A 25913-nucleotide genomic window follows, 5' to 3' on the forward strand; every position below is an offset into this window, starting at 1 on the left:
TCGGCCAGAATAGCCGAAGCATATAACATGATTGTTGTAGAAGAGATTACAAGAAAATAGACAAGTACTCTAATACATAAATCCTTTAATCATCTTTATTCCATCTTCACTACCAAGAATCTTCTCACAGGCTCTCTCTGGATGGGGCATAAGTCCAAAAACATTTTTGTCTTTATTGCATATACCAGCTATTGCATCAACACTTCCGTTTGGATTATCATACTCCCCATTTTTGTCACAATATTGCAAAATCACTTGATCGTTATCATACATACTTTTAAGTATCTCTTCTTGAACATAATAGTTTCCTTCGGCATGTGCGATAGGAATATTGAGAATCTCTCCATTTTCCAGTAATGAGAGAAATTTATTGTTATTAGAAAGTACTTTAATATATTGAAACTTGGAGATAAAGTGAAGATTTTCATTACGCTTCATGGCTCCAGGAAGCAGATGGGATTCTAAGAGAATTTGGAAGCCATTACATATACCCAATACATAGCCACCTTTTTTGGCAAACTCTTGTACAGCTTGCATGATTGGACTAAACCTTGCTATTGCGCCACTTCTGAGATAGTCTCCATAGCTAAATCCACCAGGAAGAACTACAAGATCTATATCTTTAGGAAGTGCTTGATCTTTATGCCAGACTATTGTTGTTTTTGCTCCAATAATATTAAATGCATACTCTGTATCAAATTCGCAGTTTGTTCCCGGAAATCTGATAATCGCTACTTTCATTGTACTATCTCTATCGTATAATCTTCTATAACAGTATTGGCAAGAAGTTTTTCACACATCTCTTCTACCTCTTTTTTTGCCTCGTCTGCAGAAAGATCATCTTTGAGAGTAAGAATTATCTGCTTACCAACTCTTACATCTTCTACATTTTGAAATCCTAGAGATCCCAATGCATGTTTGACCGCTTTTCCCTGAGGATCGAGAACACCCTCTTTGAGATGAATATTGACTATAGCCTTCATGACATTACCTTTTGAATTCTGTTGAGTACTTCTTCGTATGCTACTTTTACATCACCTAAATCGTGGCGGAAAAGATCTTTATCAAGTTTTTCTCCACTTGTTTTATCCCAAAATCTACAGCTATCAGGGCTAATTTCGTCTGCGAGAATAATATTGCCTTCACTATCTTTGCCAAATTCTACTTTGAAGTCTACTAAATTGAGGTTGGCTTTGTCAAAAAAGCTTTTGAGTACTACATTGATTTCTCGTCCAAGACGCTTGAGCTCTTCAAGTTCGCTTTCATGATCTACGAGCTCCAAAATCAAAGCGTGTTCATCGTTAATTAAAGGATCGTGGAGTTCATCATTTTTATAATAAAATTCTACCAGTGCAAAAGGCAGCACTGTACCGTCAGGTATGCCTAACCGTTTTGTCAAAGAGCCAGTTGCAATGTTTCTTACAACAATTTCAATCATAATCATATCTGCTTTTTTAATAACCATTTCATGATCGCTGATACATTCAACAAAATGCGTTTTAATACCATGATTTTCCAGGAGCTTAAAAAGATGTGCGCTTATTTGACAGTTAAGTGCACCTTTTCCTTGCGCTTGGCTTCTTTTTTGGGCATCAAAGGCAGTAAGATCGTCTTTGAACTCTGCAATGAAGATGTTTTCATCATCGGTTTTATAAATTTTTTTGGCTTTACCTTCATAAAGTAGTTCACGTTTTTTCACTTAGACTCCTTTGCAATTATTAATGCTTTGAGAATATCGAAAGCCTCTTTGAGCTGTGCGTCATTATAGAGTTTTTCTTCATCTATGATATTTTTATCTTTTTTATTCTCTTTTTTACTCTCAGGCTTTTTCCCTTCAATTTTTTCAAGTTCACTTTTGAGATGTGCTTTGAGTTCAGCCTCTTTGATAGCAAACTCATCCTCTTTCTTTTGTACTTTTCCTGGATAAGCAATAATGTCAGGCGTAATGCCCTTTGCCTGGATAGTGCGTCCACTTGGCAAGTAGTAACGAGCAATTGTAAGTTTAATAGCTTCATCTTTATCTATTGGTAAAATGACTTGTACACTCCCTTTCCCAAATGTTTTCTCACCAACTATTACGGCTCTGTGATGATCTTGTAATGCACCACTTACAATCTCACTTGCACTTGCACTTCCCCCATTGACAAGAATTACTAAAGGTATGTTTTTGATAGTACCTGTGCTATGAGCAGTGTAAACTCTGTTTTCACTTTTTACTCTTCCTTTTTGGGAGACGATTATTCCCTTATCGATAAAAAGATCGCATAATCCTACAGCCTGATCGAGAAGCCCTCCTGGATTATTGCGCAAATCTATAACAATACCTTTACTATTTTTGTTTTGCTTGAGTATCTTTTGTACATCTTTTACAACCTTTTTATCAAAGTTAGTTATACGGATGTAGAGATATTCAGGTTTGAGGATACGTTTTGCATAGACAGACTTAACTTTGATGATGTCACGGGTGATTTCAACAACAAAAGGCTTTGCTTCACCTTTACGAAAAATAGTGAGTTTGATTTTAGTACCAGGCTTTCCTCGCATGAGGTTGACTGCTTCATCAAGAGTCATATCAAGAGTTGACTTATCATTTATCTTGAGAATTATATCACCTGCTTTGAGTCCTGCTTTATCTGCAGGTGTTCCTTCTAATGGAGCTATAACTGTTAGAGCACCATCACGCATTCCGACTGTTATACCAAGTCCACCAAACTCTCCAGATGTCTGGATTTGCAACTCTTTAAAATGTTTTTTATCAAGATAAGCTGAATGTGCATCAAGATTACTTAAAAGGCCAGCAATCGATTTTTCAATAATCTTTTCAATTGTAAGAGGATCTACATAATACTTTTCAACAGTATTGACTACTTTAGTAAATTTTGCAATTGCTTGAAGTTTTGCTGTTATATTTGCATCGTAGTCGCTGCGAGCAAAGATAAGAGAACTCGATATCATAAGCGCAGCGGCTGCACCTATAATGAAGGGTTGGGATTTTTTCATGTTTTATTGCTCCCGCATTCTTATAATTTATTTAGAGCAAATATTATATGGAATAAATACTAAAAATTGGCTAAATATAGTATCCTTTTATGGTGCTACTCTTTTGTAGTGCTACTAAAGTATCAAAGAATTTTATACTATTATGATAAGATTCTTTTTAGAAATATTTTGGTTACTAAATCAATAAATTTGACAACCAATGACTAAGATATTATAATATAAATAAACTAAAAAGGAGAAAATATGAGCAATATTTTTGAGAAGCTAACGCACAAAATGACAGAGACGTTAGATAGTGCAGTCAGCCTAGCGCTACATAATAAAAATCCTGAAGTAGATGTAGCTCATATGTTATGGGCACTTTTAACAGATACAAGCTCAATTCTTAATCAAGCCCTTAATAAAATGGGAGTTGACAAAGCTGCTATTGAGCTTGAAGCAAAAAGTGCTGCTGATAGACTGCCAAAAGTATCATCCATTACAAAAGAGAATATAAAAATCTCACGAAATCTCGCTGAGAGTTTGCAAAAAGCAGAAGGTTTGATGGTACGCAATGGCGATCAGTACCTTGCAGTCGATACATGGATCGAAGCAAATATGGACAATCCAGTATTTAAAGAGGTACTTGGAAAATATGTAGATCTCTTTGAACTAAAAAAGACTCTTGAGGCTATGCGAGGTGGTAAAAAAATAGAATCACAAACTGCTGAAGAGACACTTGAAGCACTTGAAAAATATGGAATAGATTTAACAAAAAAAGCAGCAGAGGGTGAACTTGATCCAGTTATTGGTCGGGATGAAGAGATCCATAGAGTTATGCAGATTTTGATTAGAAAAACAAAGAATAACCCAATCTTACTAGGTGAACCTGGTGTTGGTAAGACAGCTATCGTTGAAGGATTAGCACAAAGAATTGTAAATAAAGAGGTGCCTTTGAGTCTACAAAATAGACGTGTAATTGCTCTTGATATGACTGCACTTGTAGCAGGTGCAAAATATCGAGGTGAGTTTGAAGATAGACTCAAAGCTGTTGTAGATGAGGTAAAAAATGCTGGAAATATTATCCTTTTTATCGATGAGATCCATACAATTGTTGGAGCCGGTGCTAGTGAAGGAAGTATGGATGCAGCAAATATCCTTAAACCTGCCCTTGCACGAGGAGAGCTTCATACAATCGGTGCAACTACACTGAAAGAATACAGAAAATATTTTGAAAAAGATGCAGCACTTCAAAGACGTTTCCAACCAGTAAAAGTTGAGGAGCCTAACATCAATGAAGCGTTGCAGATTTTACGTGGTATTAGAGAACGCCTTGAAGCGCACCACAATGTACAGATTCTTGATAGTGCACTTGTGGCAGCAGTAAAACTTTCTAGTAGATATATTACTGATAGATATTTGCCAGATAAGGCTATCGACCTTATTGATGAAGCTGCAGCAGAATTGAAAATGCAAATAGAGTCTGAGCCGTTTGAGCTTAGCAAAGTTAAACGCCAAATCCAGCAGCTCTTGGTTGAAAAAGAGGCTCTCATGATGGAAGAGAGCAAGAAGAATGAAGAGCGTCTTGCTGAAATTGAAAAAGAGCTAGCAGATTTGGAAGAGAAAAAGCGACAGCTTGAAGCGCAGTTTGAGACCGAGAAGAAGATTTTCAAAGAGATTGCTGAAATCAAAGAGAAAATTGAGCGCTTAAAAGCAGATGCAGAAAAAGCTAAACGTGAAGGTGACTTTGAAAAAGCAGCAAAAATTGAGTATGGTGAAATTCCAGAGTTGCAGAAAAAGCTTGAAGAGCTCAATGAGCAGTGGAATAGAATGCAAGAGGCTGGAACACTTCTCAAAAACGCTGTTGATGAAGAGATGATCGCCAAGATTGTGAGCAAATGGACAGGTATTCCTGTGACTAAAATGCTCCAAAGTGAAAAAGAGAAAATCTTGCATGTGGAAGATGAACTCAAAAAATATGTTGTTGGACAAGATGCAGCTATCAAAGCTGTTGCAAGAGCGATTAAGCGAAATAAAGCAGGATTGTCTGATACCAATAGACCAATTGGTAGCTTTATGTTCTTGGGACCAACAGGTGTTGGTAAGACTGAGACAGCTAAAACATTAGCAAGATTTTTATTCGATACCGAAAAATCGCTCATTCGCATTGACATGAGTGAATATATGGAAAAACATGCAGTGAGCCGCCTTGTTGGTGCACCTCCAGGATATGTTGGATATGAAGAGGGTGGACAGCTTACTGAAGCAGTACGTAGAAAACCGTATAGCGTTGTGCTTTTTGATGAGATAGAAAAAGCGCATCCAGATGTATTCAATATCTTGTTACAAGTGCTTGATGATGGACGCCTTACTGATAACAAAGGTGTGACAGTTGATTTTAGAAATACTATCATCATCATGACAAGCAATATTGCAAGTGATAAGATTATGGAGTTTAAAGATCCAGAAGACAGAGAAAAGGCGGTAAAAGACGAACTCAAACGCTATTTCAAACCAGAATTTTTGAACCGACTAGATGACATTGTTATATTCAATCCTCTTGGCGAGCAAGAGATTGTCAAAATTGTAGATATTATGTTTGCTAGAATTCAAGAAAAACTCAAAGAGCGAGATATCAAGATCGAGCTTACTGAAAGTGCGAAAAAGCTTGTAGCAAAAGCCGGATTTGATCCAGTTTATGGTGCTAGACCGCTTAAACGTGCTTTGTATGAAATCGTAGAAGATACGTTGGCTGAGCTTATCTTAGAAGATAAAGTGCAAGAGGGCGATAGCGTCAAGTTTGATGCCGAAGGCGACCAAGTGGTTGTCTATGTAAATGGTCAAAGAGTCTAATACAACAGCCTACCTTTTTTTGGTAGGTTGTTAATTTGTAACAATCTTAGTAATTTACCTCTTCTATAGTTTGAATACTCCACTTTAAAGCTCTCTTTCTATGTAAAATCTAAATAATATTATTTTTATAAACTGAGGAATTTGTATGGAGATTCTTCGTATATTTTTTCGAGATTTAAAAAACTCTTTTCAAGATCTCTTGCCAATTGTTGTAGTTGTTGCAATTTTTCAATTTTTTATTATTGGACAGGTTCCTCAAAACTCCCTCTCAATCGTTATAGGTCTTATCATAGTTGCTTTTGGACTAGCTGTATTTATACGAGGCTTGGAGCTTGGAATATTTCCTATCGGCGAAAATCTTGCAATTGAGTTTGCTAAAAAAGGTAGTCTCTTTTGGCTTTTGCTTTTTGCATTTTTGATTGGATTTTCAACAACGATTGCTGAACCAGCCCTTATTGCTATAGCGCAAAAATCTGAAGTTATTAGTCAAGGGAAAATTGATGCATTTATTTTGAGGCTTACAGTAGCGCTTTCTGTTGGTTTTGCTATAGCTTTAGGAGTTTTTAGAATTGTTGTTGGTCATCCTATTCAATATTATATTATTGTAGGGTATATATTGGTTGTAGTTCTTACCTTCCTTGCGCCTAAAGAGATTGTTGGGCTTGCATACGATAGTGGAGGTGTAACAACTTCTACGGTTACCGTTCCTCTGGTTGCAGCTCTTGGAATTGGGCTTGCTACTAGTATTAAAGGGAGAAATCCAGTAATTGATGGATTTGGACTTATCGCTTTTGCTTCTTTAACGCCTATGATATTTGTCCAAATTTATGGAATAATCGCTTCGCACTTTGGCTCCCAAAATACTGAGATAATCACAATTGCAAAAGCTATAACCCAAGAAGTTGTTGAAGAGAGTCATTTTGATATAAAAAAGATATTTTTTGATTTAATCGCTGTTGTGAAAGACATTTTGCCAATTTTGGGTGTAATTTTCTTTTTTCAATACATAATTATTAAAAGACCACTACCACATTTGCATAAAATATCTTTTGGGATACTTTTAGTTATCATTGGACTCTATGCCTTTATCTTAGGACTTGAGATTGGACTTTTTCCAATAGGTGAGACACTTGCATTTCAACTCACCTCTACAGGAAAGATATTTTTGATATATCTCTTTGCTTTTTTAATCGGCTTTTCTACAACTATGGCTGAGCCTGCACTCTTAGCCATAGCTATCAAAGCGCAAGAGGTGAGTGAAAATAGAATCAACTCCTTACTTCTAAGAGTCTTTGTAGCTTTAGGAGTTGCAATTGGAATAGCTTTGGGAGCATATAGAATTGTAACAGGCGGAGAGATCCACTACTACATTATTGTAGGATATATTGTTGTTATAGTTCTAACATATTTTGCACCAAAATATATTATTCCAATAGCGTATGATAGCGGAGGTGTTACAACATCTACTGTTACAGTGCCATTGGTAGCTGCTCTTGGTTTAGGTCTTGCACAAAATATTCCAGGAAGAGATCCTATGATTGATGGATTTGGGCTTATAGCGTTTGCTTCGCTTTTTCCAATGATTACTGTTATGGGATATGGAATATATGCTGAATTTAAAAGAAAGGAAAACTGATGAAATTTGTAGCACTTGTTGCAATTATTCCAAATGAGATGGAAGAGAAGGGAGTAGAGATTGCTAAAAATGCCGGTGCTGGAGCTGTGACAATAATAAGTGGCAAAAATATTGGGCTTAAAGAGAAAAAGATTTTTTTTGGAGTCACTTTGGAAGAAGCTATGTCAATTTTACTCTTTATTTTGCCAAGAAAACTCTCTTTGAAAGTTTTGCGAGCATTGAAAAATGAATTGAATGTTGAAGATACCGAAAATAGTTCTATTATTTTTACTCTTCCTTTAGAGCATGTTGTAGGAATCAATAAGGAAGAATTGCATAAGTTTGAGAGTGAAATTAAGACGATTCTTTAGATTTTAAAAAGGAGATCCAATGTTAGTCGAAGAGATTATGACACCAAAAGAAAAGCTTATAATTGTAGATCAATTAGATTCGGTGAGAAAAGCTCTTGAGCTAATGAAGAAGCATAATATTAAATCTGTAATTGTCGATAAAAATTCACCTAATGGTGCTTATGGACTTTTGACATTCAAAAATATCCTCCAAGCAATTGTTGCTCAGGAAGGGGATATCGATCTTTTAAATGTTTATGATATAGCAACAATTCCGGCTATTAGTGTGACAAGAAAACTAGAAATGAGGTATGTTGCAAAAATGATGGTAAGCCATAGTATCAAAAGAGTTTTAGTTGTAGATGATAATGAATTATATGGAATAATCACAATGAGCGATATTATTGGTGTTTTATTGGAAGACATTTAAAAGAATTTAAGCTCTTTTTTAGTAAACTTAACCACCAAAATTTTATCTTAAAGGATTCGAATGAAAAGAACATATCAACCGCATAATACGAGAAGAAAAAGAACGCACGGTTTTAGAGTAAGAATGAGAAGTAAAAATGGTAGAAAAGTTATAAATGCAAGACGTGCAAAAGGTAGAAAAAGATTGGCAGTATAAAAGGAGTACAAACTCTCAAAACAAAAAGAGAGTTTGACTTTGTATATAAAAAAGGAGTGGCTTTTCACACTCCATTTTTTGTTCTTTTTTATTTGCACAATAAAAATAGAAAAGTCGGATTTGTTGCAAGCAAAAAAGTAGGAAAAGCTGTAAAAAGAAATAGAGCAAAAAGAGTTCTCAAAGCTCTTTTTATAAAGAATTTTGAGCAGTTTCCGACTGGCGAATATGTTTTTGTTGCTAAGCAGAAGATACTTGAAACAGATTTTAAAAGACTAGATCAGGAGATGCAAAATATCCTGAATCGTATAAAGAGACGTAAATGGTGAAAAAGAGTCTTCTTTTCTTATTAAAAGTGTACCAAAAGGTATTTACACTCTTTTCGTATGGGAGCTGCAGATACTATCCAACATGCTCCGAATATGCAGTATGGAAAATAGAGCAAGATAATATTTTTAAAGCTCTTTTTGATACTACTTTGCGTATACTTCGATGTAATCAACTCTTTTCTGGTGGAATAGATTATCCCACGGTAAGAAAGAGTATAAACAAAACTTCTTATAAAAAAATCAATGTTAAATATTGGCTTGTTCCAAAAAATGGTTCTAAATATTTCCTCATAAAAAATTTTAAAAGGTAGTATATGTTAGAGAATATGAGTACAAATCAACGGGTGTTACTTGCAACAGTTATCTCTTTAGTAGTGTTTATCGTATACGATTATTTCTTTATGCCGCAAAACCTCAAGCAAAATCTTGATAACAATAAAACTTCAACAAAAATTGAAGCTCCTGCAAAATCTCAAACTGCTGCACCTGTGCAAGCAGATAGCAACAAAATGGAAGCTCCTTCTCAAGGTCATACCGCAAAGAATGAGCAGTTACTTAAAATTACTTCACCAAAATTTGATCTCTTTATTGACTCTTTAGGCCGTGTTTCTCAAGTTATACTAGAAGAGAAAAAATATAAAAACGAATCTGGAGCGCAGATTAGACTTTTCGATGAAAATAAGCTGCCAAAACCTTTAGAGATACGTTTTAGTGATGCATCACTCAATGAAAAGTCATTTAAAACACCATATAGCTATGAAGGGCCAAAAGAGATCTCTTTAAAAGAGCCAACAACGATTGTACTCAAGCAAGATCTTGGTACAGTGGGAGTTATAAAAAAGATTACTATCTATCCTGACGGACACTACAGCGCAAATATATCTTTAACTAAAAATGAGGACTACTATATTTCACCTGGATACAGACCAAATGTGAGAGTAGATGGGTATACACTCCATGGAGCTTTAATAAAAGAAGCAGACAATACAATAACTATCATTGAAGATGGCGATGCTAAAGGTACTGAAGTCTTTAAAAAAGCAAAAATTGCAGCAGCATTTGATAGATACTATACAACATTTTTTTATGACTTGAAAAAGGGACTCAATGTTGTTGTAACAAAAGATAGCGAAGAGAATCCTATTCTTTTTGTTCAAGGTTCAAGTAATTTTCAAGTAAATGGTTATTTTGGTCCAAAAGAGTATGAAACACTCAAGGCAATTAATCCAGAGCTTACTGATGTAATTGAATATGGCTTTTTTACATTTATTGCAAAACCAATGTTTAAAGCACTTCTTGCACTCTATCATTTTGTTGGTAATTGGGGTTGGGCGATTGTTGTTTTGACTATCATTATTCGTATTATTCTCTTTCCTTTGACACTCAAAGGAATGCTCTCAATGCAAAAGCTTAAAGATCTCGCACCAAAAATTAAAGAGATTCAACAAAAATATAAAGGCGATCCTCAAAAAATGAACGCCCATATGATGCAACTTTACAAAAAGCATGGGGCGAATCCTATGGGCGGATGTTTGCCAATGTTATTGCAAATTCCAGTTTTCTTTGCTATTTATAGAGTACTGCTTAATGCAATTGAGCTCAAAGGTGCTCCGTGGATTTTATGGATTACAGATTTGAGTGAAAAAGATCCCTATTTTGTATTACCAATTTTGATGGGTATTACAATGTTTATTCATCAAAAACTTACACCTACCACGATTACTGATCCTATGCAGAAAAAACTTTTTACCTATTTACCAATTGTTTTCACATTCTTTTTCTTGACATTCCCAGCAGGACTTACGCTCTACTGGTTTACAAACAATATTCTCTCGATTATCCAGCAGCTCATTGTAAATAAGATTTTTGAAGCTAAAAAGCTTAGTAAAGTAAGTAAAGAAGGATAAGTTATGTCAGATCCTATTAAAATTGAGGCACCTACACTAGAAGAAGCATATAAAAAAGCAGCAGAGCAACTCTCTTGCTCTATCAACGATCTTGATATCAAAGTGCTGCAGCATCCCTCAAAAGGGATTCTTGGTATTGGAAAGAAAAATGCTATTATCCTCGTTCGTTGTGAATCAGAGTCTGAGCAACCAAAAGTAGAAGAGGTATTGCCAAAAATCGAAAAGCCAAAAGAGGAGATTTTTGATAATTTCTATAAAGAAAAAAAAGATCTTGAACAAATAGCCCAGGAGGTTCAATCTGAGCTCAATGAACTCTTTAAAAATATCTGTTTTGGTCTAGAACCAATAGAGGTCAAGCCATATAGTCAAGATACACTTCTCATCGAGTTTAGTGGCGAAGATGCAGCTTTACTTATAGGAAAAGAGGGATATCGCTACAAAGCCCTTTCTTATATGCTTTTTAATTGGATAAATCCAAAATATAATTTGCAGATACGGTTAGAAATAGCTGAATTTTTAAAGACGCAAGAAGAGATGATACGCAACTATCTTGTACCTGTGATTGAAAGAATCAAAAAAGAGGGAAAAGGACAAACAAAACCACTCGATGGTGTGCTTATACAGATAGCTTTGCGTCAGCTTCGTGAAGCTTTTCCTGAAAAATATGTAGCTATTCGTGAAAGAAATGGTGAAAAATATATTATAGTCAATGAATTTAGAAAAAACTGATACTATTGCTGCTATTGCAACAGCTCATGGAGTTGGATCCATTGCAATAGTGCGTCTCAGTGGTCCTGAGGCGCTCGCAATTGCACAAAAAATAACAAAAAAAGCACTCAAACCACGTTTTGCACATCTGCGTACTCTTTATAATCATCAAAATGAAATAATTGATCAAGCCATTGTTATATATTTTAAAGCTCCTCATAGCTTCACAGGCGAAGATGTTGTAGAGTTTCAGTGTCATGGTGGCATCATAGTAGCCGATATGGTTCTTAGAACCCTTTTGTATCATGGTGCAAGACTTGCAGAGCCTGGAGAATTTAGTAAAAGAGCTTTTTTAAATGGCAAAATAGATTTAAGCGAAGCTGAAGCCATTGCAAAAATTATTGAAGCTAAAAGTGAAGATGCTGCAAAAATATTAGCACGCCAACTTAAAGGTGAGCTAGCTAGCTTTGTAGAAGAGGTGAGAGAGCAGCTCATACGCATTCTTGCCTATGTGGAAGTCAATATCGATTATGCTGAAGAGGATCTACCAGTAGATCTGCAAGAGCAGATGCAAAACCAACTTGAAACTATTAGCAAAAATCTTGCAAAAACACTTGAATCAAGTAAACGTCGAGAAGGGCTTATCGAAGGATTTAAAGTTGCCATTATTGGCAAACCAAATACTGGCAAGAGCTCTTTGCTCAATGCTCTTTTGAATTATGAGCGTGCTATTGTGAGTGATATTGCTGGTACTACAAGAGATACGATTGAAGAGAGTGTCAGAATTGGCTCACATCTTGTGCGTTTTGTAGATACTGCTGGGATTCGTGAGGCACAAGATACGATTGAGCGAATAGGTGTAGAGCGCAGTATCAAAGCTATAGAAGAGAGTGATATTGTCATAGCAATGTTTGATGCAAGCAGGCCACTTGAGAGTGAAGATCAAAAAATTATTGATCTTATTCAACGGTACAAAAATGAAAAAGATATTATAGTTGTATTGAATAAAATCGATCTTGGTAAGGAAATAACTATCGAAGATATTGAACCAATAGAGCTAAGTGTCAAGCAAGATATTTCACCACTTATTAAAAAGCTCCAAACAATTCTCGATAGTTATGCAAATACCGAAGAGATTTTGCTGGTCTCAAGGCGACAGATAGATGCTGTAACTAAGGCACTTGAAGCAATTGATGCAGCAAAGATACCTTTGGAGATGGGAGAGCTGGAGATTTTTGCTTTTCATATCAATGAAGCAATTGCCGCTATTGGCTCAATAACAAGGCCGATGGAGAGCTCTGAACTACTTGATAAGATGTTTGGAGAGTTTTGTCTTGGCAAATAGGGTTGCAGCTATTGATGTGGGTTTGAAGCGAATAGGTACTGCTATCTGTCTTGATGGCAAAATAGTATTGCCTCAAAATCCAATTTTGCGAAAAAGTAGAAATCAAGCTGCTCGTGATGTGAGTAGTTTTTTACGAGAGTGGAATATCGATACGCTGGTTGTCGGTATACCAGATGGTAGCTCAAAAGAGGAGATGCAAAGACGAATACGTCATTTTGTATCTTTGTTGGATTTTAACGGCAATATCGAGTATATCGATGAAGGGTTCACTTCATATGAAGCGAAGGAGGCAACAAAAGGAGTCATAAAACACAAAAAAGACGGTAAGATTGATTCCATTGCAGCACAAAAAATTTTAGAGAGGTGGCTGCTTGGTCGCTAAAGGTTTTGGAAAAAACTATTTTCGGCTTACTGCCATTACAGCCACCGTGAATACCGTAACGCTGCAAAAAGAGGCTGTTCGTTGCAAATATTTTTTTCTCGTGCGCCAATTTGATCAAAAATGTGATCCTCCCCCAGATGAGATAGTAGAAGAACACCTTATAGAAAACGAATCTATAGAAGAGGGTTCGAAACCTTGCTATTGTAATCTTTTTTTTGCATGTTTAGCTCATAAAGTTTTGCGTCTCTCTCGTATAAAAAAACCTCCGCTTTGCAAATGTCGCTACACCAAAACCGGTATCGCTCCTCCTTCTTTTTAGTTCTACCAACTCAAAATCACTACAAACTATAAACAGAAGAAGGAGAAGATATGCCATATGTAACAGGATTTCCAAGAATTGGCGAAAAAAGAGAGCTCAAATTTGCTTTGGAAAAGTATTGGAATAAAGAGATCACGTTAAATGAACTGCAAGAAGTTGCAAAAACTCTTCGAAAGCGGCACTGGAAATACCAAAAAGAGGCGGGAATTGAATTTATCGGCTCAAACGATTTTAGTTTTTATGATCAGATGATTGATACGATCGTTATGGTTGGTGCAGAACCTGAAGAGTACAATGATTTAGATGGGTTGGATCGCTATTTCGCGATGGCTCGAGGTGATAAAACGCATAAAGCACTTGCAATGACAAAATGGTTCAATACAAACTACCACTATTTTGTACCGATACTCCATAAAGATCAAAATTTTTCTTTGAATCTGGACAAAGTCATAAGCGAATATCAAGAGGCTAAAGCATTGGGAATAGAGACAGAGGTTAACCTCATTGGGCCGGTGACATTCTTGGCACTTTCTAGAACCAGTGATGGTTCCAATCCACTTGATCTTCTAGATAGACTTCTTCCAATCTATCAAGAAGCCTTAAATAGACTTGAAAAGATTGGTGCTAAAAACGTCCAACTTGATGAACCGGCATTAGTAAGAGATCCTGATGAAAAACTTCTCAATGCATTACAAAAATCGTATGAAACCTTAAAGGCAGATGATCTCGAACTTTTTGTCGTGACCTATTTTGAGCATGCAAATGAAGCTGTTGAGATTTTGGTTGATACGTCAGTAGATGGTATCGGGCTTGATTTTGTTCATGGTCCAAAAAATATCGAATCTGTTGAAAAAATCGCAAAAAGTGGAAAAAAACTCATTGCCGGTGTGGTTGATGGCAGGAACATCTGGGTGAGTGATATAGAGAAAAAAGTGGAATTTTTAAATGCACTCCCGATAGACAAGGACCGGCTCGTCGTCTCAACAAGCTGCTCACTTTTGCATGTTCCCTATACTTTGGAATATGAAGAAAAGCTGGACAGCAATATAAAAACATGGCTTGCTTTTGCAAAAGAGAAACTCAATGAGCTTAGAATCATTGATAAACTTTATCGAAGCAAAGAGCTTGGAGAGGATGAAGCGCTTTTGGAAGCCAATAAAAAAGCAAATGCAACAAGAAAAAGCTCTACTCAGATTCACAACAAAAGTGTCCAAGATAGACTTGCAAATTTGACAAAAGAGGAATGTGAACGATCATTGCCTGCGACAAGGAGACTTGAGCTTCAGCATGAAATTTTGAAATATCCGATCTTGCCGACTACAACAATAGGAAGTTTTCCACAAACAAAAGAGGTTAGAGCCATTAGAAAAGCTTACAAAGATGGTGTGATGAGTGAAGAGGAGTACAAAGAAAAGATCAAAGAGCAGATTCGCTATTGCGTCAAAGTGCAAGAAGATATCGGTCTTGATGTTTTGGTGCATGGTGAGTTTGAGAGAAACGATATGGTGGAGTATTTCGGCGAGTTTCTTGAAGGGGTGACATTCAGCCAAAACGGATGGGTGCAAAGCTATGGAAGCAGATGCGTCAAACCTCCTATAATTTTTGGGGATGTGAGCAGACCAGAACCGATGACGGTAGAGTGGATTACCTATGCACAAAGTCTTACGGACAAACCAATGAAAGGGATGCTTACCGGTCCTGTGACGATGCTCAACTGGAGCTTCGTGCGAGATGATCTTAAAAGGGAGTCGGTCTATAAGCAGATGGCGTTGGCAATTGCCGATGAAGTGAAAGATTTGCAAGAAGCGGGTATCCAAATCATCCAGGTGGATGAAGCGGCTTTCAAAGAGGGGTATCCTTTGCGCGATGAAAACAAAAACGAGTATGAAAGAGTTGCTGTTGAGAGTTTTAAAATCGCAACTGCCGTGGCTAAACCCGAAACACAAATCCACACCCATATGTGTTACAGCGACTTTAACGATATTATGCCGACAATTGATGCTATGGATGCTGATGTGATTTCCATCGAGACAGCACGAAATGGCAATAGACTTTTAGAAGCTTTTAAAAACTACAACTACCAAAAAGAGGTTGGTGCAGGCGTTTACGATATCCACTCTCCAAGAGTACCGAGCAAAGAGGAACTTATCAAGGAGATTGAAAAAAAGATTCAGGTTTTCCCAGCTAGCAAACTTTGGATTAATCCCGATTGTGGGCTTAAAACTAGAAAATGGGATGAGGTAATACCGGCTCTAACAAACATGGTGGAAGCAACAAAAGAGATTAGAAAACGTATTGTTAAGCTATAATTTCAAAAGGGCAAATCGCCCTTTTGAAAGGACGATAAATGAAAGTTACAATTGCAGGCGGCGTGCATGGAAATGAACTTATAGGCATTTATATTGTAAAAAAACTGATGCGAGAAAATTTTTGGCTCAAAGATATTGCAATAGATTACTTACTAGCAAATCCAAAAGCTATAAAAGAGTGCAGACGCTATATAGACTACGATCTCAATCGCTCTTTTTCTCAAGAAGCACTCAGCAAAGACTCTCATATTTATGAATATGAACGAGCTAAAGTGCTCAAAAAAAGATTAGAAGATACAGATTTTCTCATAGATTTGCATACTACTACTGCAAATATGGGTATCACAATAGTACTTAGCAAAGATGATCCTCTGAGCGCAAATATAGCCAAAATATTGGCAAGAGAGTATGAAAATGTCAAGATCCTTCGCTGGTTTGGCACTGAGGAGGGCAACTTTATCAATAGCTGTGTGAAAAGTTCCATTACAATTGAAGTTGGTCCTGTCTGTCAAGGGGTATTGGATGCATCAATCTTTTTTAATACACTGAAAGTACTCAAAAGAGCCTTAGATATTTTGCGAAAAGATGAAAAGATGGATGAGAAGGTGGTCTGTTACGATATTTATGATTATAGGGATTTTCCAAGAGAGGACGAAGAGCTTGCAGGCATGATTCATCCTGAATTTCTTGGGAGAGATTATCAACTGCTTCATCATGGTGATCCAATATTTTTACGATTTGATGAAGAAGAGATTTTTTATGAAGGAGAGCCATCCTATCCTGTTTTTATCAATGAAGCAGCCTATTACGAAAAGAAAATAGCTTTTTGTTTAGCAAAGAAAAATATGCTTTAGCAAGTAAACTGTAATTTTTTTTCGTTAAAATAGAGCAAAAAAAAGAGGAGGGGTAATGGGAATAATACTCTTTATACTTATGAACTTAGCCGTAATGGCTTCGATATATTTGACTATATTTATCATTGAAGCATTTTTTGGTGTAAGGCTCGATCAAGGCACAATTAGCGGACTTTTGATTCTCTCTTTTATTGTTGGTTTTAGCGGTGCACTTATTTCTCTCTTTTTGTCTAAATGGATGGCAAAAATGCATATGGGAGTGCAAGTAATAGAGCATCCAAGCAATGCAACTGAAGAGTGGCTTGTGAAAACTGTTTACAAGCTTGCAGATGAAGCTGGTATAGGCAGACCAGAAGTTGGGATTTTCAATGGTCCTCCTAACGCTTTTGCTACAGGATGGAACCGTAATGATGCTCTTGTAGCAGTCTCTACATCTTTACTTGAACTTATGAGTCCAGAAGAGGTTGAGGGGGTTTTAGCTCATGAGATAAGCCACATCAAACATGGCGATATGATTACTATGACACTCTTGCAAGGTGTTCTCAATACCTTTGTTTTCTTCTTCTCTCGTCTTATTGCAAATATCATTGCACCAAAAGATGAGGAAGGCAATCCTAGTCCAATGGCCTATATGGCTATAAGTTTTGCGCTAGAGATTGCTTTAACAATTTTTGCAACAATGCTTGCTATGTGGTTTAGTAGATACCGTGAATTTAAAGCAGACGAGGGTGCGGTACGTCTCGATGGGCCAAGAGGTATCTATTATGCTTTAGCCAAACTTGGTCAGATTCCAAAAGAGCAAGTGGCTTTGCCTAGTGATATGAAAGCTTTTGGTATCGTGGGATTTATGGATCTCTTTGCTTCACATCCACCAATTGAAAAACGCTTAGCACATATAAAAGAGGTGGCACAAGAGATGGGGTATCATTTATGATACCCTTGAAGGATTATAATGTTTGAAGAGATTGCAAGGAATTTTAAATTTTCAAAAGATAATGAAACACTTCTAATCTCTCTTGGTATTCTTGTAGTACTTATCATTCTTTTTGTCGCAATTATGCTTTACAATAATTATCTTCAAAAAAAAGCGGAGTTCAAACATTTTACTTTTTTGATCGGTGAACGTAATATTGCAAAAGATGATATGAAGAGACTTTTTAATTATTTGACCAAACATAAAATAGATCCTAAATTGATTTTAGAGAGTGAAGAAGTTATGGAGCGAGCAGTCAAGGGAGCAGGACTAGATTTGGCTGAAATGAGAGAAAAATTGGGATTTGATAAGGGCTCTCTTATAAAACGCTATTTGGAGCGCCAAGAGGAGTTACGGAAAAAGTGGAATAGTTAGTAGTAATATGTATTAAAAGGTATTTTATGAAAAGATTGATACTCTTTATTTTAGCTATTACTTCGCTTTTTGCAAGTAGCATTGAGTATGGGCATGGAAATTTTCAAATGAAATATTCTCTTTTCAATCAAAATTTTTCAGTAGATACAGATATCTCAACATACTCATTTGTTGAAGAACATAAAAATATTTTTAGTTCTGATTACTACTATCGCTTCAATATTACATGGATGGCAGCTGATCAAGTTACAGCTATGTATAAATATATGGATACAATGGTATCTCCTTTGCATATAGCTACATTTGCATTTGAGCCTAAGGGTTTAGATATTAGTATTGGTTTGGGTAAAAACGTATATCACAAAAGTGAACATGACTATTTAGGTATAGGACTAGATACAGGTGTCTCTATGCCGTATGCTGACTGTATGATTGAAGCTGTTAATTATATCGATATTGGTGATTTGATGAGAACAAAAAAACTCTTTAAAGTTGATGTAACTACATACAAAATTGGACCTCATGTTACATTTTCTCATGCATTTACCAGTATGCTGAGTCTTTATGGTGCAGCAAATTACTCTTTTCAAAGCTTTAGATTTAAATCTGGCATTATTGATTCTAAAGTAAAAGTTGATGGACATACATACGGATTTGATATAGGATTGAGAGCGGATCTTCTTCATAAAAATTATCGAGCAAAGTTTATAACTGTCAAGCCAAGATTATATGGCGTATTGGGATATCACTATCAAAAATGGGATGTAGATAGCTTTTATGTAAGAGCGTTCTCTTTCTCTCTTCCTTTAGAGTTTGGCGATATAGAGTTTAGAAGTAGTTATATGTATCTAGGAATTGGATACTCATTTTAAAGAGGCTCAAGCCTCTTTTTTGCTTTCTTGCATAAATCCTTTTAATAGTGACGTAGTAAGTTCAATTCTTTGTATAAAGCTTTTTTTACTCGCTCTTTCATGTATAGTATGATCTCCATCTCCATAAGGACCGAATCCATCTAATGTAACAGTACCTGCAGATGCAGCAATATTTGCATCGCTTCCACCACCACGATGCTCGACTGGAAGCTTGATTCCTGTCCATTGTTTTATACGCTCCAAAAATGCGAGTTGCTCTGGACGCTCCTCCATTACATCGCGCTGCAGTCTTCCACCTAGTGTAGCAGTTGTTCCAGGAATAAAAGAGGTATTGGTAATTTCAGTCATACTTGCAAGAACTCTGTCTCTTTCACTTGCACTTGTAAAACGAGTTTCAAAAAGAAGCGTAGCCATTGGACTAATCGTATTTGCGCCAATTCCTCCTTCAATCTTGCCTACATTTACCGTTGTTCCATTATCTGGATCGCTTAAGTGTGAAAGAGCCAGAATTTTATGAGCAGCTTCTTGGTTCGCATCAATTCCATCTTTAAAGCAGTTTCCTGCATGAGCAGCTTTTCCTTTTATCTCTATCTCAAATGTACCTATCCCTTTTCTTTGGGTAACAACCTCACCATTTTTGCCGGCTGCTTCAAATACAAGGCAGTAGTCATACTCTTTGGCTATATTGAATGTAAGTTCTGAAGAGTCATCGCTGCCGGTCTCTTCGTCGCTTACTAAAAAAATATCTACATTAAAAAGCTCTTTTTGGCGGCGCAAAGCCTCTATCATGACCATAATCCCGCCTTTCATATCACAAACCCCAGGACCATAGATCCACTCTTCATCTTCCCTGAAATATTCAAATGTTCCAGGTGGAAATACTGTATCGAGGTGTCCTAGAAGCAGAATTTTTTCTCCCTCTTTTTTGGGTGACTTGAACCATAAGTGATTACCTATATGTTCTCTTTCAAAAACTGTAGTTACGTATCCTAAAGATTCTAGTTTTATACGTACTATTTCACCGTTTTTATCCACTCCAGCTTTATTTTTAGTATAAGAATTAATATTGATAAGCTCTTCTAATTCACTAAAACTATACTCCATTTTAAAACCTTTTAATCAACTTTTATGTATTATAAAAAAAATTTTCTTAAGGGATTCTCATGGCTCATATCGGGATATGGATGTACCAAAATGGAGGTGGTGATGTCATTGAGCAAAAGATGGTGCGAAAACTGCAAGAAAGAGGCCATAAAGTAACTACAGGTCTCAACCTTCGCCATGCTATTGCAGAAAATGGGAAAATGTTGCTTGATGGTATGAATTTGTATGAGCTTGACTGTTTTTTTAGCTACAACGCAGGAGAGCAGACAAAATATCAGGTCTACCTTTATGAGGCGCTAGACAGGCATGTTCCTTGTATTAATAATTTTCAAGCTTTTGCCATCAGTGAAGACAAGTTTAAAACAAATGATACATTAAGATTGCATGGTATCCGCACGGCTGACTATTTTTTATGCCACAGAGAAGATGTCGAGACGATTCGCAACAAAGTCTTGGAATGGGGCAAAGCGGTCTTTAAGACAGTTGATGGCTGGGGCGGTATGGGAATGGCGTTAGTAGATAGTAAAGATAAGCTAGATATGATTTTACCATTTTTAAACCAAACAGATCTACGTTTTTTCTATATAGAAAAATTCATCGATTATGACGGAAGTGACTATCGCATCGATATAGTTAATGGGGAGTTTATTGCCTGTTATGGTAGAAAGGCAAAAGAGGGGGATTGGAGAACAAATGTGACGAGTGGTGGCAGTGTAATTATGAGAGATTGTGATGATAAAGTGATTGAATTGGCAAAAAGAGCTGCAAATGCTCTTAACATCGAGATAGCCGGTGTGGATATCATCTACGATAGGGCAAATGAAGAGTATGTGGTGCTTGAGGTGAACGGGATTCCGGCATTTGCAACACCTGAGCAAGAGCAAATGGGACTTGATTTTAATGACAAAAAGATAGAAAAAATTGTAGAACTAATAGATAAAAGGATAAACAATGGCTAAAAAACTTCCAAAAATAGGACTTTTGTATCTCGATTATGTACTGAGATTTTTTGATAAGAGCAACTTTAGAGGTTGGCCGGATAAAATAGAGACAGTGGTCTATCACTGGAAAGGGGATGAAGAGCGGTTTATTAAAGAGGTAAAGAAAAAAAAGATTGATGTACTCATTGGAAATATTCCGGCAACGGCGTATGAGACCTTTAGAAAAATTGCAAGAGAGCTTCCAAATGTGAGATTCATTCCAAGTTTAGATGCCCAATTTGCCAATAAAAGCAAAGAAAATGTGACAAGATTTTGCTGGAAATATGACATCCCTATTCCAAAAACGTACATTTTTTATGATAAAGAAGAGGGAATGGAGTTTTTAAAAAACACTATCTATCCAAAAATTATTAAACGCAGTTATGGTCCAAGCAATTATGGTGGATATTATGTTCATAAAGTTGACAGTTTCGAAGAAGCAAAAAAGCTGCTTGAAACTAAAAAATATTGTCCAATTTATGTGCAAGATTTCGTACCAATGAGTGCAGATATCAGGGTCATGCTTATTGGCCATAAACCTGTATGTGCTTTTTGGAGAAGACCACCTGAGGGACACTGGCTAACAAACACAAGTCAGGGTGGAAGCATGGATTATATGGATGTGCCAAAAGGAGTACTTGATTTGGCTGTCAAAGTGAGTAAAGCGGCAAATGCGGAGTATTGGGCGTGTGATATTGCTGTTGGAAAAGAGGATGGCAAATATAGAATACTTGAGTGTGCTACCGCCTTTGCCGCGTTTCCATACATCAGAGATTGGATAGGGCAATATCTCATGTGGAAACTCAGTAATGGTAGATTTCCTAAGCCAAATATACCTGTATACAACTGGGAGGAGCTTGGCAAAATCGACAGCTCTCTTCTTAGAACCATGCGCTATATTACATTTGGCCGCTATACACCAAGTTTTGATGGAGCATATTTTCTTAATCGCCAAAAGATGGCAGAGGATGGTAGTGTAAAAGCGCTTTGGGAGCTTGATGAGCAGTATCCAATGCTAAATACTGAGGATAGAGACTATGAGGAGTGGCCAAGTGAAAAGTGGGATTTTACAGGTAAATGTAAAGGTTTTTGGAAAGGTAAAAGCCCTAAAGAGAAACAAGAATCGAACGAAGAGTATGTCTTTGAAGAGCCACAAGATGCAGAACCGGTGACTCTAACAGAAGAGCAGATTATTAACTTTTTAGAAGAAACGCTGGGCAAAAAGAGAGCAAAAAAAGTTTTGGATCGGATGGATGCATTTAATATCGCTTATGCACTGGATAATAATCCAGAGAGTTTATTGGAGCTTAAAGGAATAAAAGATAAAACTCTGCAAAAACTTCTCATAGCCTGGGAAGCATTTAAAAAGGAATCGGTTGAAGCATAATTATCTCTCTTATCAAGATACAATAAAATTTTTAGAGGATATGGTCAAAAAATATCCTCACCTTATACAGATGCAAACGATTGGCTCAACATGGGAAAATCGACCAATTGTTTTAGCAACAATTACTCAAAATGTAGAGTTTGCCCATCTCAAACCAGCTCTACTTTATACAGGGACTATCCATGCAAGAGAGTGGATAGGTAACGAGCTTGCTGTTGCATTTATTCGCTATTTATTGACGCACTCTACAACGGATCCAAGAGTGATGGAAGCGTTATCCAAAAGTACGCTCTATATCGTTCCGGTACTCAATCCTGATGGATTTGAGTACTCTCGAACACACTACTCTTTTTGGCGAAAAAATAGGCGCAAAAATCCTGATGGCAGTTATGGTGTCGATCTTAATAGAAACTTTAGTGTGGGCTGGGTAAAAAGTACAAATTATTCATCCAATGTCTATGGTGGACCAGCTCCATTCAGTGAGCCAGAGACAAAAGCTATCAAAGAGTTTGTAGACAGTCATCCAAATATTACCATTGCTCTTGATTATCACTCCCAAGGCAATGTCTTCTTTCCAGCCCATAAATTCAACCATGAAGCTGAAATTGACGGGACAGATCTCAATGTGCTTTGTGCCAATATGAACTATGAGATATTTAAAGTAACGGGTAGAAAGTATGGTATCCACAGAGGAAAACCACCTACAAAGCTTATCAGCGGAAGCGGAAGGGAGTATTACTACTCAAAAGGGATTTTGGCATCTGTTGTTGAGGTTGGAACAAGAAATATTCCGGACTATTTGCAAAATATGAGCGAATCGATCCATGAAAATATTCCAGCCCTTTTGTATGCTATGAGGGAAGCTTCAAATTATGCTCCATTACACCCACCAAGAGTAGAGTTTTTTACAATCAAGGAGAGTAGCAGCAACGCTGTTACATTAGAGTGGGAGTATGACCTTCAAGCCAATAGTGGAGTCTACTTTGAAATATATCGAAATGATCAACACAAGGAAGCGTGTAGGGAGCCATCACTCATAGGCACTACAACAAGACTGGAGTTTACCGATACAGACAGAGAGAGTGGAAAACTCTATTTTTACTATATTCGACCTGTCAATCTGCTTTCACGCCAAAAAGGCCCTTTTGCACCACAAGTCAAGGTAATGACGACACTTGAGAGGGATGAGTTTTTTAGAAACCTCTTTCCGGCACCAAAAGATATAGGATATGTAGCGCACAAATCGAACAAAAACCGGGAGCATTTTGGCAAAAACTCTCTGTTTGTAGGGGTCAACGAGACGCTGGGTATAAGTTATGGTGTCATTCGTTTCAAACTCGATTCCGTTGCAAAAAATGCCCTTATTAAAGAGGCAAAAATCAGTCTTTATCCCCTTAACAGAGTTAATGTAAAGATTGAAAAATATGGTGAGTGGTCTATTTCTATTATAGAGAGTGTTGATGATATTACCGATTTTGACCAAATTCACAATGCAAAAGTAATTCAGACATTGGGGCAGACTATTCCATCGCAGCAGCTAACGCAAGGGATTTGGAAAACATGGAACTTCAATAGCTATGAAAGAGAGCTTTTGCAAGAGGCTATTAAAAAGGGAGAGGTGCTCTTTCGTATACAAGGACCTACAAAACTTCCTTTGGGAAGTGATTCACAGATGATGATGTTTGATTTGGGCTATGGTCCTTTTGGTGGGGGAATTCACTATCGCCCGCATCTTGATATCAAATATACTTTGCCTTCCACTAAACTTGAGATTGAGCCAAGCCGATTGGCTACAGTTACAAAAGATGGTGTTACACTAGATACCTTGAGCTGTGGATTTGATAGTGATGGAGATGTGGTGTATGGCTTTATGGAGTTTGATCTCTCAAGCTTGCCAGAAGCTGATACGACAGTGATTACAAATGCTTTCATAAGAATCCATAACAAACCGATCAAACCAAGTGGAGAAGATATTCGCTATCTTATTGAGCTTGTCGATTTGGATGAGTTAGATTATGAGAAGCTCGAACATCGAGAATCTCTTGGGTTTATAGATTATGAGGTGAGTGAGACTGAGCTTGCAAAAAAAGATGAGCATCTATTTTTGTTTGATACTTCTAGCAAAATTGAACTAGAAAACGCCCATGCACAAGATAAAAAAGTGGGCTTTATAATTCGACCTACTAAAGCATCACAGACAAAAAATCACATCATAGACTGGTATGACAAAAGAAGCCAAAATGAAGTCAAACTCGATCTTAAATATATAAAAAGAAGAAAATATCCCGTTGCTCCTGTAAAAGATCTCTCGGCAAAAATAGAAAAAGGGATGGTAAAACTTACATGGGAAAATCCTACAGACCCAGATTTTGTCGGTGCCTATGTGGTACGCAACCGATTCCATCCTCCACGTAATCCCCAAGATGGAGTGAAGCTCTATGCCGGAAAAGACAACTATACGTATGACAATTTTGGCAATACCAAAATCGCCAAATACTATGCCGTGTTTACCTACGACGATGTGCCCAATTACAGTGAGCCCGTGATTTTATATTATGAGCCTTGAAAATGAAAGCACTTGTGGCAAGGGAGTGGCTCTTTTTTCTTTCTTTGATGCTTTTTGTATCGACTTCTCTTTTTATTGGCTCCCTGCCACACTATTCGCAAGATGAATACCAAATCCTTTTCATACTTTTTACTCTTTTTGTCGTCATAGAAGGATTGAAGCGGACCCGCTTCTTGCATGCTTTGGCTATCAATATGGAGCGCTTGGGCCTTGGAGCTTATGCTTTAATCGTTGGAACATTTTTAATATCCTTTTTCGTTACTAACGATGTAGCACTCATTATTATGGTACCTCTGACACTTTCTATGCAAATTACCAATCGTTCGTGGGCCGTCATCCTCGAAGCCATAGCTGCCAACGCTGCTGCTTTACTGCCATACTCCACACCACAAAATCTCTACATCTACTGGCACTATCACATTCCGGCACTTCAATTCATGCTCACAATCGCACCCTTTGTCTTTTTCTTCTTTCTTTTAACCCTTCTTGGGGTTTGGTGGTTTGATATCCGGATACAAAAGAGCGAAATCATTCCTCCGGCTATCCACAAAAAAGCCTATCCTTATCTCTTTTTCTTTCTTCTGATTTTGGGAGTTATTTTCAATCTCCTCCCTTTGTGGCTGGGAGGGTTGGTGATTTTTTATGCACTTCTTTTGGATACCAGATCGCTTCGTATAGACTATTTTCTTCTTGCCACATTCTATCTATTTTTTGGTATAGCTGATAATTTCACGCATATATTCGCTTCGCAACTACACCATCCCCATCATATCTTTCTTCTTTCCATTTTTCTTTCGCAACTGATGAGTAATGTCCCGGCCACACTTCTTCTGGCCAATTTCACTCATGAGTGGCAATCCCTTCTTTGGGGTGTGAGCGTGGGAGGATATGGAGTGTTGTGGGGCTCTTTGGCAAATCTTATCGCCTATCGCTTCTACGCCAAAGAGTTTGGCAACCAGGAGCGTTTTTTGCAGCGTTTTTTACTCTTGAATATTTTGGCGCTTCTTCTGGGAATCGCTCTTTTTTTTAGCTGTTATAAATTTATAATTTTGTAAAATAGTAAAAATTTGTGCAAGGACACTCT

The 25913-nt window shown here is 37.0% G+C and carries 26 protein-coding genes; 21 read left to right on the plus strand and 5 right to left on the minus strand.

The annotated features are described in order from the left end of the window. Positions 1-69: 69 nt before the first annotated feature. Genes purQ through NITER_RS02950 form a run of 4 tightly spaced genes read right to left on the minus strand, consistent with a single transcriptional unit; the run spans position 70 to position 3000 of the window. The gene (purQ, locus tag NITER_RS02935) at positions 70-741 is read right to left on the minus strand and encodes a phosphoribosylformylglycinamidine synthase I (RefSeq protein WP_084275960.1); all 672 of its coding nucleotides are present in this window, start codon (positions 739-741) and stop codon (positions 70-72) included. Beyond that, the gene (purS, locus tag NITER_RS02940) at positions 738-983 is read right to left on the minus strand and encodes a phosphoribosylformylglycinamidine synthase subunit PurS (RefSeq protein WP_084275959.1); all 246 of its coding nucleotides are present in this window, start codon (positions 981-983) and stop codon (positions 738-740) included. The genes purQ and purS overlap by 4 nt, the downstream gene beginning before the upstream one ends. After that, positions 980-1699 (minus strand): phosphoribosylaminoimidazolesuccinocarboxamide synthase, encoded by a 720-nt coding sequence (gene purC, locus NITER_RS02945; RefSeq protein ID WP_084275958.1) that lies wholly within the window; start codon positions 1697-1699, stop codon positions 980-982. Before purC ends, purS begins: the two co-directional genes overlap by 4 nt. Then, on the minus strand, positions 1696-3000 hold the full coding sequence (locus NITER_RS02950; RefSeq protein WP_084275957.1) for a S41 family peptidase: 1305 nt from the start codon (positions 2998-3000) through the stop codon (positions 1696-1698). Before NITER_RS02950 ends, purC begins: the two co-directional genes overlap by 4 nt. A gap of 243 nt (positions 3001-3243) precedes the next feature. On the opposite strand from NITER_RS02950, the gene NITER_RS02955 reads away from it, so the two are divergent. The 17 genes from NITER_RS02955 to NITER_RS03035 all read left to right on the plus strand — a co-directional run bounded on the left by NITER_RS02955 (position 3244) and on the right by NITER_RS03035 (position 18792). Continuing rightward, a complete protein-coding gene (locus tag NITER_RS02955; RefSeq protein WP_084275956.1) occupies positions 3244-5832 on the plus strand; it encodes an ATP-dependent Clp protease ATP-binding subunit in 2589 nt (862 codons plus the stop codon). Positions 5833-5977: 145 nt separating this feature from the next. Continuing rightward, a complete protein-coding gene (locus tag NITER_RS02960; RefSeq protein ID WP_084275955.1) occupies positions 5978-7468 on the plus strand; it encodes a DUF1538 domain-containing protein in 1491 nt (496 codons plus the stop codon). Continuing rightward, positions 7468-7818: a transcriptional regulator gene (locus tag NITER_RS02965; RefSeq protein ID WP_084275954.1), complete on the plus strand. Its 351-nt coding sequence runs from the start codon at positions 7468-7470 to the stop codon at positions 7816-7818. The genes NITER_RS02960 and NITER_RS02965 overlap by 1 nt, the downstream gene beginning before the upstream one ends. A 19-nt stretch (positions 7819-7837) precedes the next feature. Continuing rightward, entirely contained in the window at positions 7838-8227 is a 390-nt protein-coding gene (locus NITER_RS02970) for a CBS domain-containing protein (protein WP_084275953.1), read from the plus strand. A 60-nt stretch (positions 8228-8287) separates the two neighbouring features. Then, complete coding sequence (rpmH, locus tag NITER_RS02975) at positions 8288-8422, plus strand: 50S ribosomal protein L34 (RefSeq protein ID WP_084275952.1); 135 nt, start codon at positions 8288-8290, stop codon at positions 8420-8422. Next, complete coding sequence (gene rnpA / locus NITER_RS02980) at positions 8419-8748, plus strand: ribonuclease P protein component (RefSeq protein ID WP_084275951.1); 330 nt, start codon at positions 8419-8421, stop codon at positions 8746-8748. Before rpmH ends, rnpA begins: the two co-directional genes overlap by 4 nt. Then, positions 8745-9059 (plus strand): membrane protein insertion efficiency factor YidD, encoded by a 315-nt coding sequence (gene yidD / locus NITER_RS02985; RefSeq protein ID WP_414858996.1) that lies wholly within the window; start codon positions 8745-8747, stop codon positions 9057-9059. Before rnpA ends, yidD begins: the two co-directional genes overlap by 4 nt. Before the next feature lie 3 nt (positions 9060-9062). Next, the gene (gene yidC, locus NITER_RS02990; RefSeq protein ID WP_084275949.1) at positions 9063-10655 is read left to right on the plus strand and encodes a membrane protein insertase YidC; all 1593 of its coding nucleotides are present in this window, start codon (positions 9063-9065) and stop codon (positions 10653-10655) included. Positions 10656-10658: 3 nt separating this feature from the next. Beyond that, positions 10659-11384: a Jag N-terminal domain-containing protein gene (locus NITER_RS02995; protein WP_084275948.1), complete on the plus strand. Its 726-nt coding sequence runs from the start codon at positions 10659-10661 to the stop codon at positions 11382-11384. Next, positions 11365-12708 (plus strand): tRNA uridine-5-carboxymethylaminomethyl(34) synthesis GTPase MnmE, encoded by a 1344-nt coding sequence (mnmE, locus tag NITER_RS03000; protein WP_084275947.1) that lies wholly within the window; start codon positions 11365-11367, stop codon positions 12706-12708. The genes NITER_RS02995 and mnmE overlap by 20 nt, the downstream gene beginning before the upstream one ends. Beyond that, the gene (gene ruvX / locus NITER_RS03005) at positions 12671-13090 is read left to right on the plus strand and encodes a Holliday junction resolvase RuvX (protein ID WP_281847948.1); all 420 of its coding nucleotides are present in this window, start codon (positions 12671-12673) and stop codon (positions 13088-13090) included. The genes mnmE and ruvX overlap by 38 nt, the downstream gene beginning before the upstream one ends. Continuing rightward, positions 13080-13409 carry a hypothetical protein gene (locus NITER_RS03010; protein WP_084275946.1) on the plus strand — a complete coding sequence of 110 codons (330 nt, stop codon included), beginning with the start codon at positions 13080-13082 and terminating at the stop codon, positions 13407-13409. Before ruvX ends, NITER_RS03010 begins: the two co-directional genes overlap by 11 nt. A gap of 50 nt (positions 13410-13459) precedes the next feature. Continuing rightward, positions 13460-15718, plus strand: coding sequence for a 5-methyltetrahydropteroyltriglutamate--homocysteine S-methyltransferase (metE, locus tag NITER_RS03015; protein WP_084275945.1), 2259 nt, complete (start codon positions 13460-13462; stop codon positions 15716-15718). 38 nt (positions 15719-15756) lie between these two features. Further along, complete coding sequence (locus NITER_RS03020; RefSeq protein WP_084275944.1) at positions 15757-16572, plus strand: aspartoacylase; 816 nt, start codon at positions 15757-15759, stop codon at positions 16570-16572. Positions 16573-16627: 55 nt separating this feature from the next. After that, entirely contained in the window at positions 16628-17506 is an 879-nt protein-coding gene (gene htpX, locus NITER_RS03025) for a protease HtpX (RefSeq protein ID WP_084275943.1), read from the plus strand. 18 nt (positions 17507-17524) lie between these two features. Then, positions 17525-17920, plus strand: a complete 396-nt coding sequence (locus tag NITER_RS03030; RefSeq protein WP_084275942.1) for a hypothetical protein — start codon at positions 17525-17527, stop codon at positions 17918-17920. A gap of 26 nt (positions 17921-17946) precedes the next feature. Continuing rightward, complete coding sequence (locus tag NITER_RS03035; RefSeq protein ID WP_084275941.1) at positions 17947-18792, plus strand: hypothetical protein; 846 nt, start codon at positions 17947-17949, stop codon at positions 18790-18792. A 6-nt stretch (positions 18793-18798) separates the two neighbouring features. Here the strand turns inward: NITER_RS03035 and NITER_RS03040 are convergent, their stop codons facing one another. Then, entirely contained in the window at positions 18799-19896 is a 1098-nt protein-coding gene (locus tag NITER_RS03040) for a M20 family metallopeptidase (protein WP_084275940.1), read from the minus strand. Between the two features lie 59 nt (positions 19897-19955). Between NITER_RS03040 and NITER_RS03045 the strand changes: the two genes are divergently transcribed. From NITER_RS03045 to NITER_RS03060, 4 genes are read left to right on the plus strand one after another with little or no spacing between them, the layout of a single operon-like run. Continuing rightward, complete coding sequence (locus tag NITER_RS03045) at positions 19956-20855, plus strand: ATP-grasp domain-containing protein (protein WP_084275939.1); 900 nt, start codon at positions 19956-19958, stop codon at positions 20853-20855. Beyond that, on the plus strand, positions 20848-22263 hold the full coding sequence (locus NITER_RS03050) for an ATP-grasp domain-containing protein (protein ID WP_084275938.1): 1416 nt from the start codon (positions 20848-20850) through the stop codon (positions 22261-22263). Before NITER_RS03045 ends, NITER_RS03050 begins: the two co-directional genes overlap by 8 nt. Then, positions 22253-24829, plus strand: a complete 2577-nt coding sequence (locus tag NITER_RS03055) for a M14 family metallopeptidase (RefSeq protein WP_084275937.1) — start codon at positions 22253-22255, stop codon at positions 24827-24829. Before NITER_RS03050 ends, NITER_RS03055 begins: the two co-directional genes overlap by 11 nt. A gap of 2 nt (positions 24830-24831) precedes the next feature. Further along, a complete protein-coding gene (locus tag NITER_RS03060) occupies positions 24832-25884 on the plus strand; it encodes an SLC13 family permease (protein ID WP_084275936.1) in 1053 nt (350 codons plus the stop codon). Positions 25885-25913: the final 29 nt, after the last annotated feature.

The sequence above is a fragment of the Nitratiruptor tergarcus DSM 16512 genome (assembly GCF_027946175.1).
GTDB lineage: Bacteria > Campylobacterota > Campylobacteria > Campylobacterales > Nitratiruptoraceae > Nitratiruptor > Nitratiruptor tergarcus.

Bases quoted from the DNA above. Each gene is read 5' to 3' on its own strand.
- purQ (WP_084275960.1), bottom strand. From the start codon at position 741: ATGAAAGTAGCGATTATCAGATTTCCGGGAACAAACTGCGAATTTGAT.
- purS (WP_084275959.1), bottom strand. From the start codon at position 983: ATGAAGGCTATAGTCAATATTCATCTCAAAGAGGGTGTTCTCGATCCT.
- NITER_RS02950 (WP_084275957.1), bottom strand. From the start codon at position 3,000: ATGAAAAAATCCCAACCCTTCATTATAGGTGCAGCCGCTGCGCTTATG.
- NITER_RS02955 (WP_084275956.1), top strand. From the start codon at position 3,244: ATGAGCAATATTTTTGAGAAGCTAACGCACAAAATGACAGAGACGTTA.
- NITER_RS02960 (WP_084275955.1), top strand. From the start codon at position 5,978: ATGGAGATTCTTCGTATATTTTTTCGAGATTTAAAAAACTCTTTTCAA.
- NITER_RS02965 (WP_084275954.1), top strand. From the start codon at position 7,468: ATGAAATTTGTAGCACTTGTTGCAATTATTCCAAATGAGATGGAAGAG.
- NITER_RS02970 (WP_084275953.1), top strand. From the start codon at position 7,838: ATGTTAGTCGAAGAGATTATGACACCAAAAGAAAAGCTTATAATTGTA.
- rpmH (WP_084275952.1), top strand. From the start codon at position 8,288: ATGAAAAGAACATATCAACCGCATAATACGAGAAGAAAAAGAACGCAC.
- yidC (WP_084275949.1), top strand. From the start codon at position 9,063: ATGTTAGAGAATATGAGTACAAATCAACGGGTGTTACTTGCAACAGTT.
- NITER_RS02995 (WP_084275948.1), top strand. From the start codon at position 10,659: ATGTCAGATCCTATTAAAATTGAGGCACCTACACTAGAAGAAGCATAT.
- mnmE (WP_084275947.1), top strand. From the start codon at position 11,365: ATGAATTTAGAAAAAACTGATACTATTGCTGCTATTGCAACAGCTCAT.
- metE (WP_084275945.1), top strand. From the start codon at position 13,460: ATGCCATATGTAACAGGATTTCCAAGAATTGGCGAAAAAAGAGAGCTC.
- NITER_RS03020 (WP_084275944.1), top strand. From the start codon at position 15,757: ATGAAAGTTACAATTGCAGGCGGCGTGCATGGAAATGAACTTATAGGC.
- htpX (WP_084275943.1), top strand. From the start codon at position 16,628: ATGGGAATAATACTCTTTATACTTATGAACTTAGCCGTAATGGCTTCG.
- NITER_RS03030 (WP_084275942.1), top strand. From the start codon at position 17,525: ATGTTTGAAGAGATTGCAAGGAATTTTAAATTTTCAAAAGATAATGAA.
- NITER_RS03035 (WP_084275941.1), top strand. From the start codon at position 17,947: ATGAAAAGATTGATACTCTTTATTTTAGCTATTACTTCGCTTTTTGCA.
- NITER_RS03040 (WP_084275940.1), bottom strand. From the start codon at position 19,896: ATGGAGTATAGTTTTAGTGAATTAGAAGAGCTTATCAATATTAATTCT.
- NITER_RS03045 (WP_084275939.1), top strand. From the start codon at position 19,956: ATGGCTCATATCGGGATATGGATGTACCAAAATGGAGGTGGTGATGTC.
- NITER_RS03050 (WP_084275938.1), top strand. From the start codon at position 20,848: ATGGCTAAAAAACTTCCAAAAATAGGACTTTTGTATCTCGATTATGTA.
- NITER_RS03060 (WP_084275936.1), top strand. From the start codon at position 24,832: ATGAAAGCACTTGTGGCAAGGGAGTGGCTCTTTTTTCTTTCTTTGATG.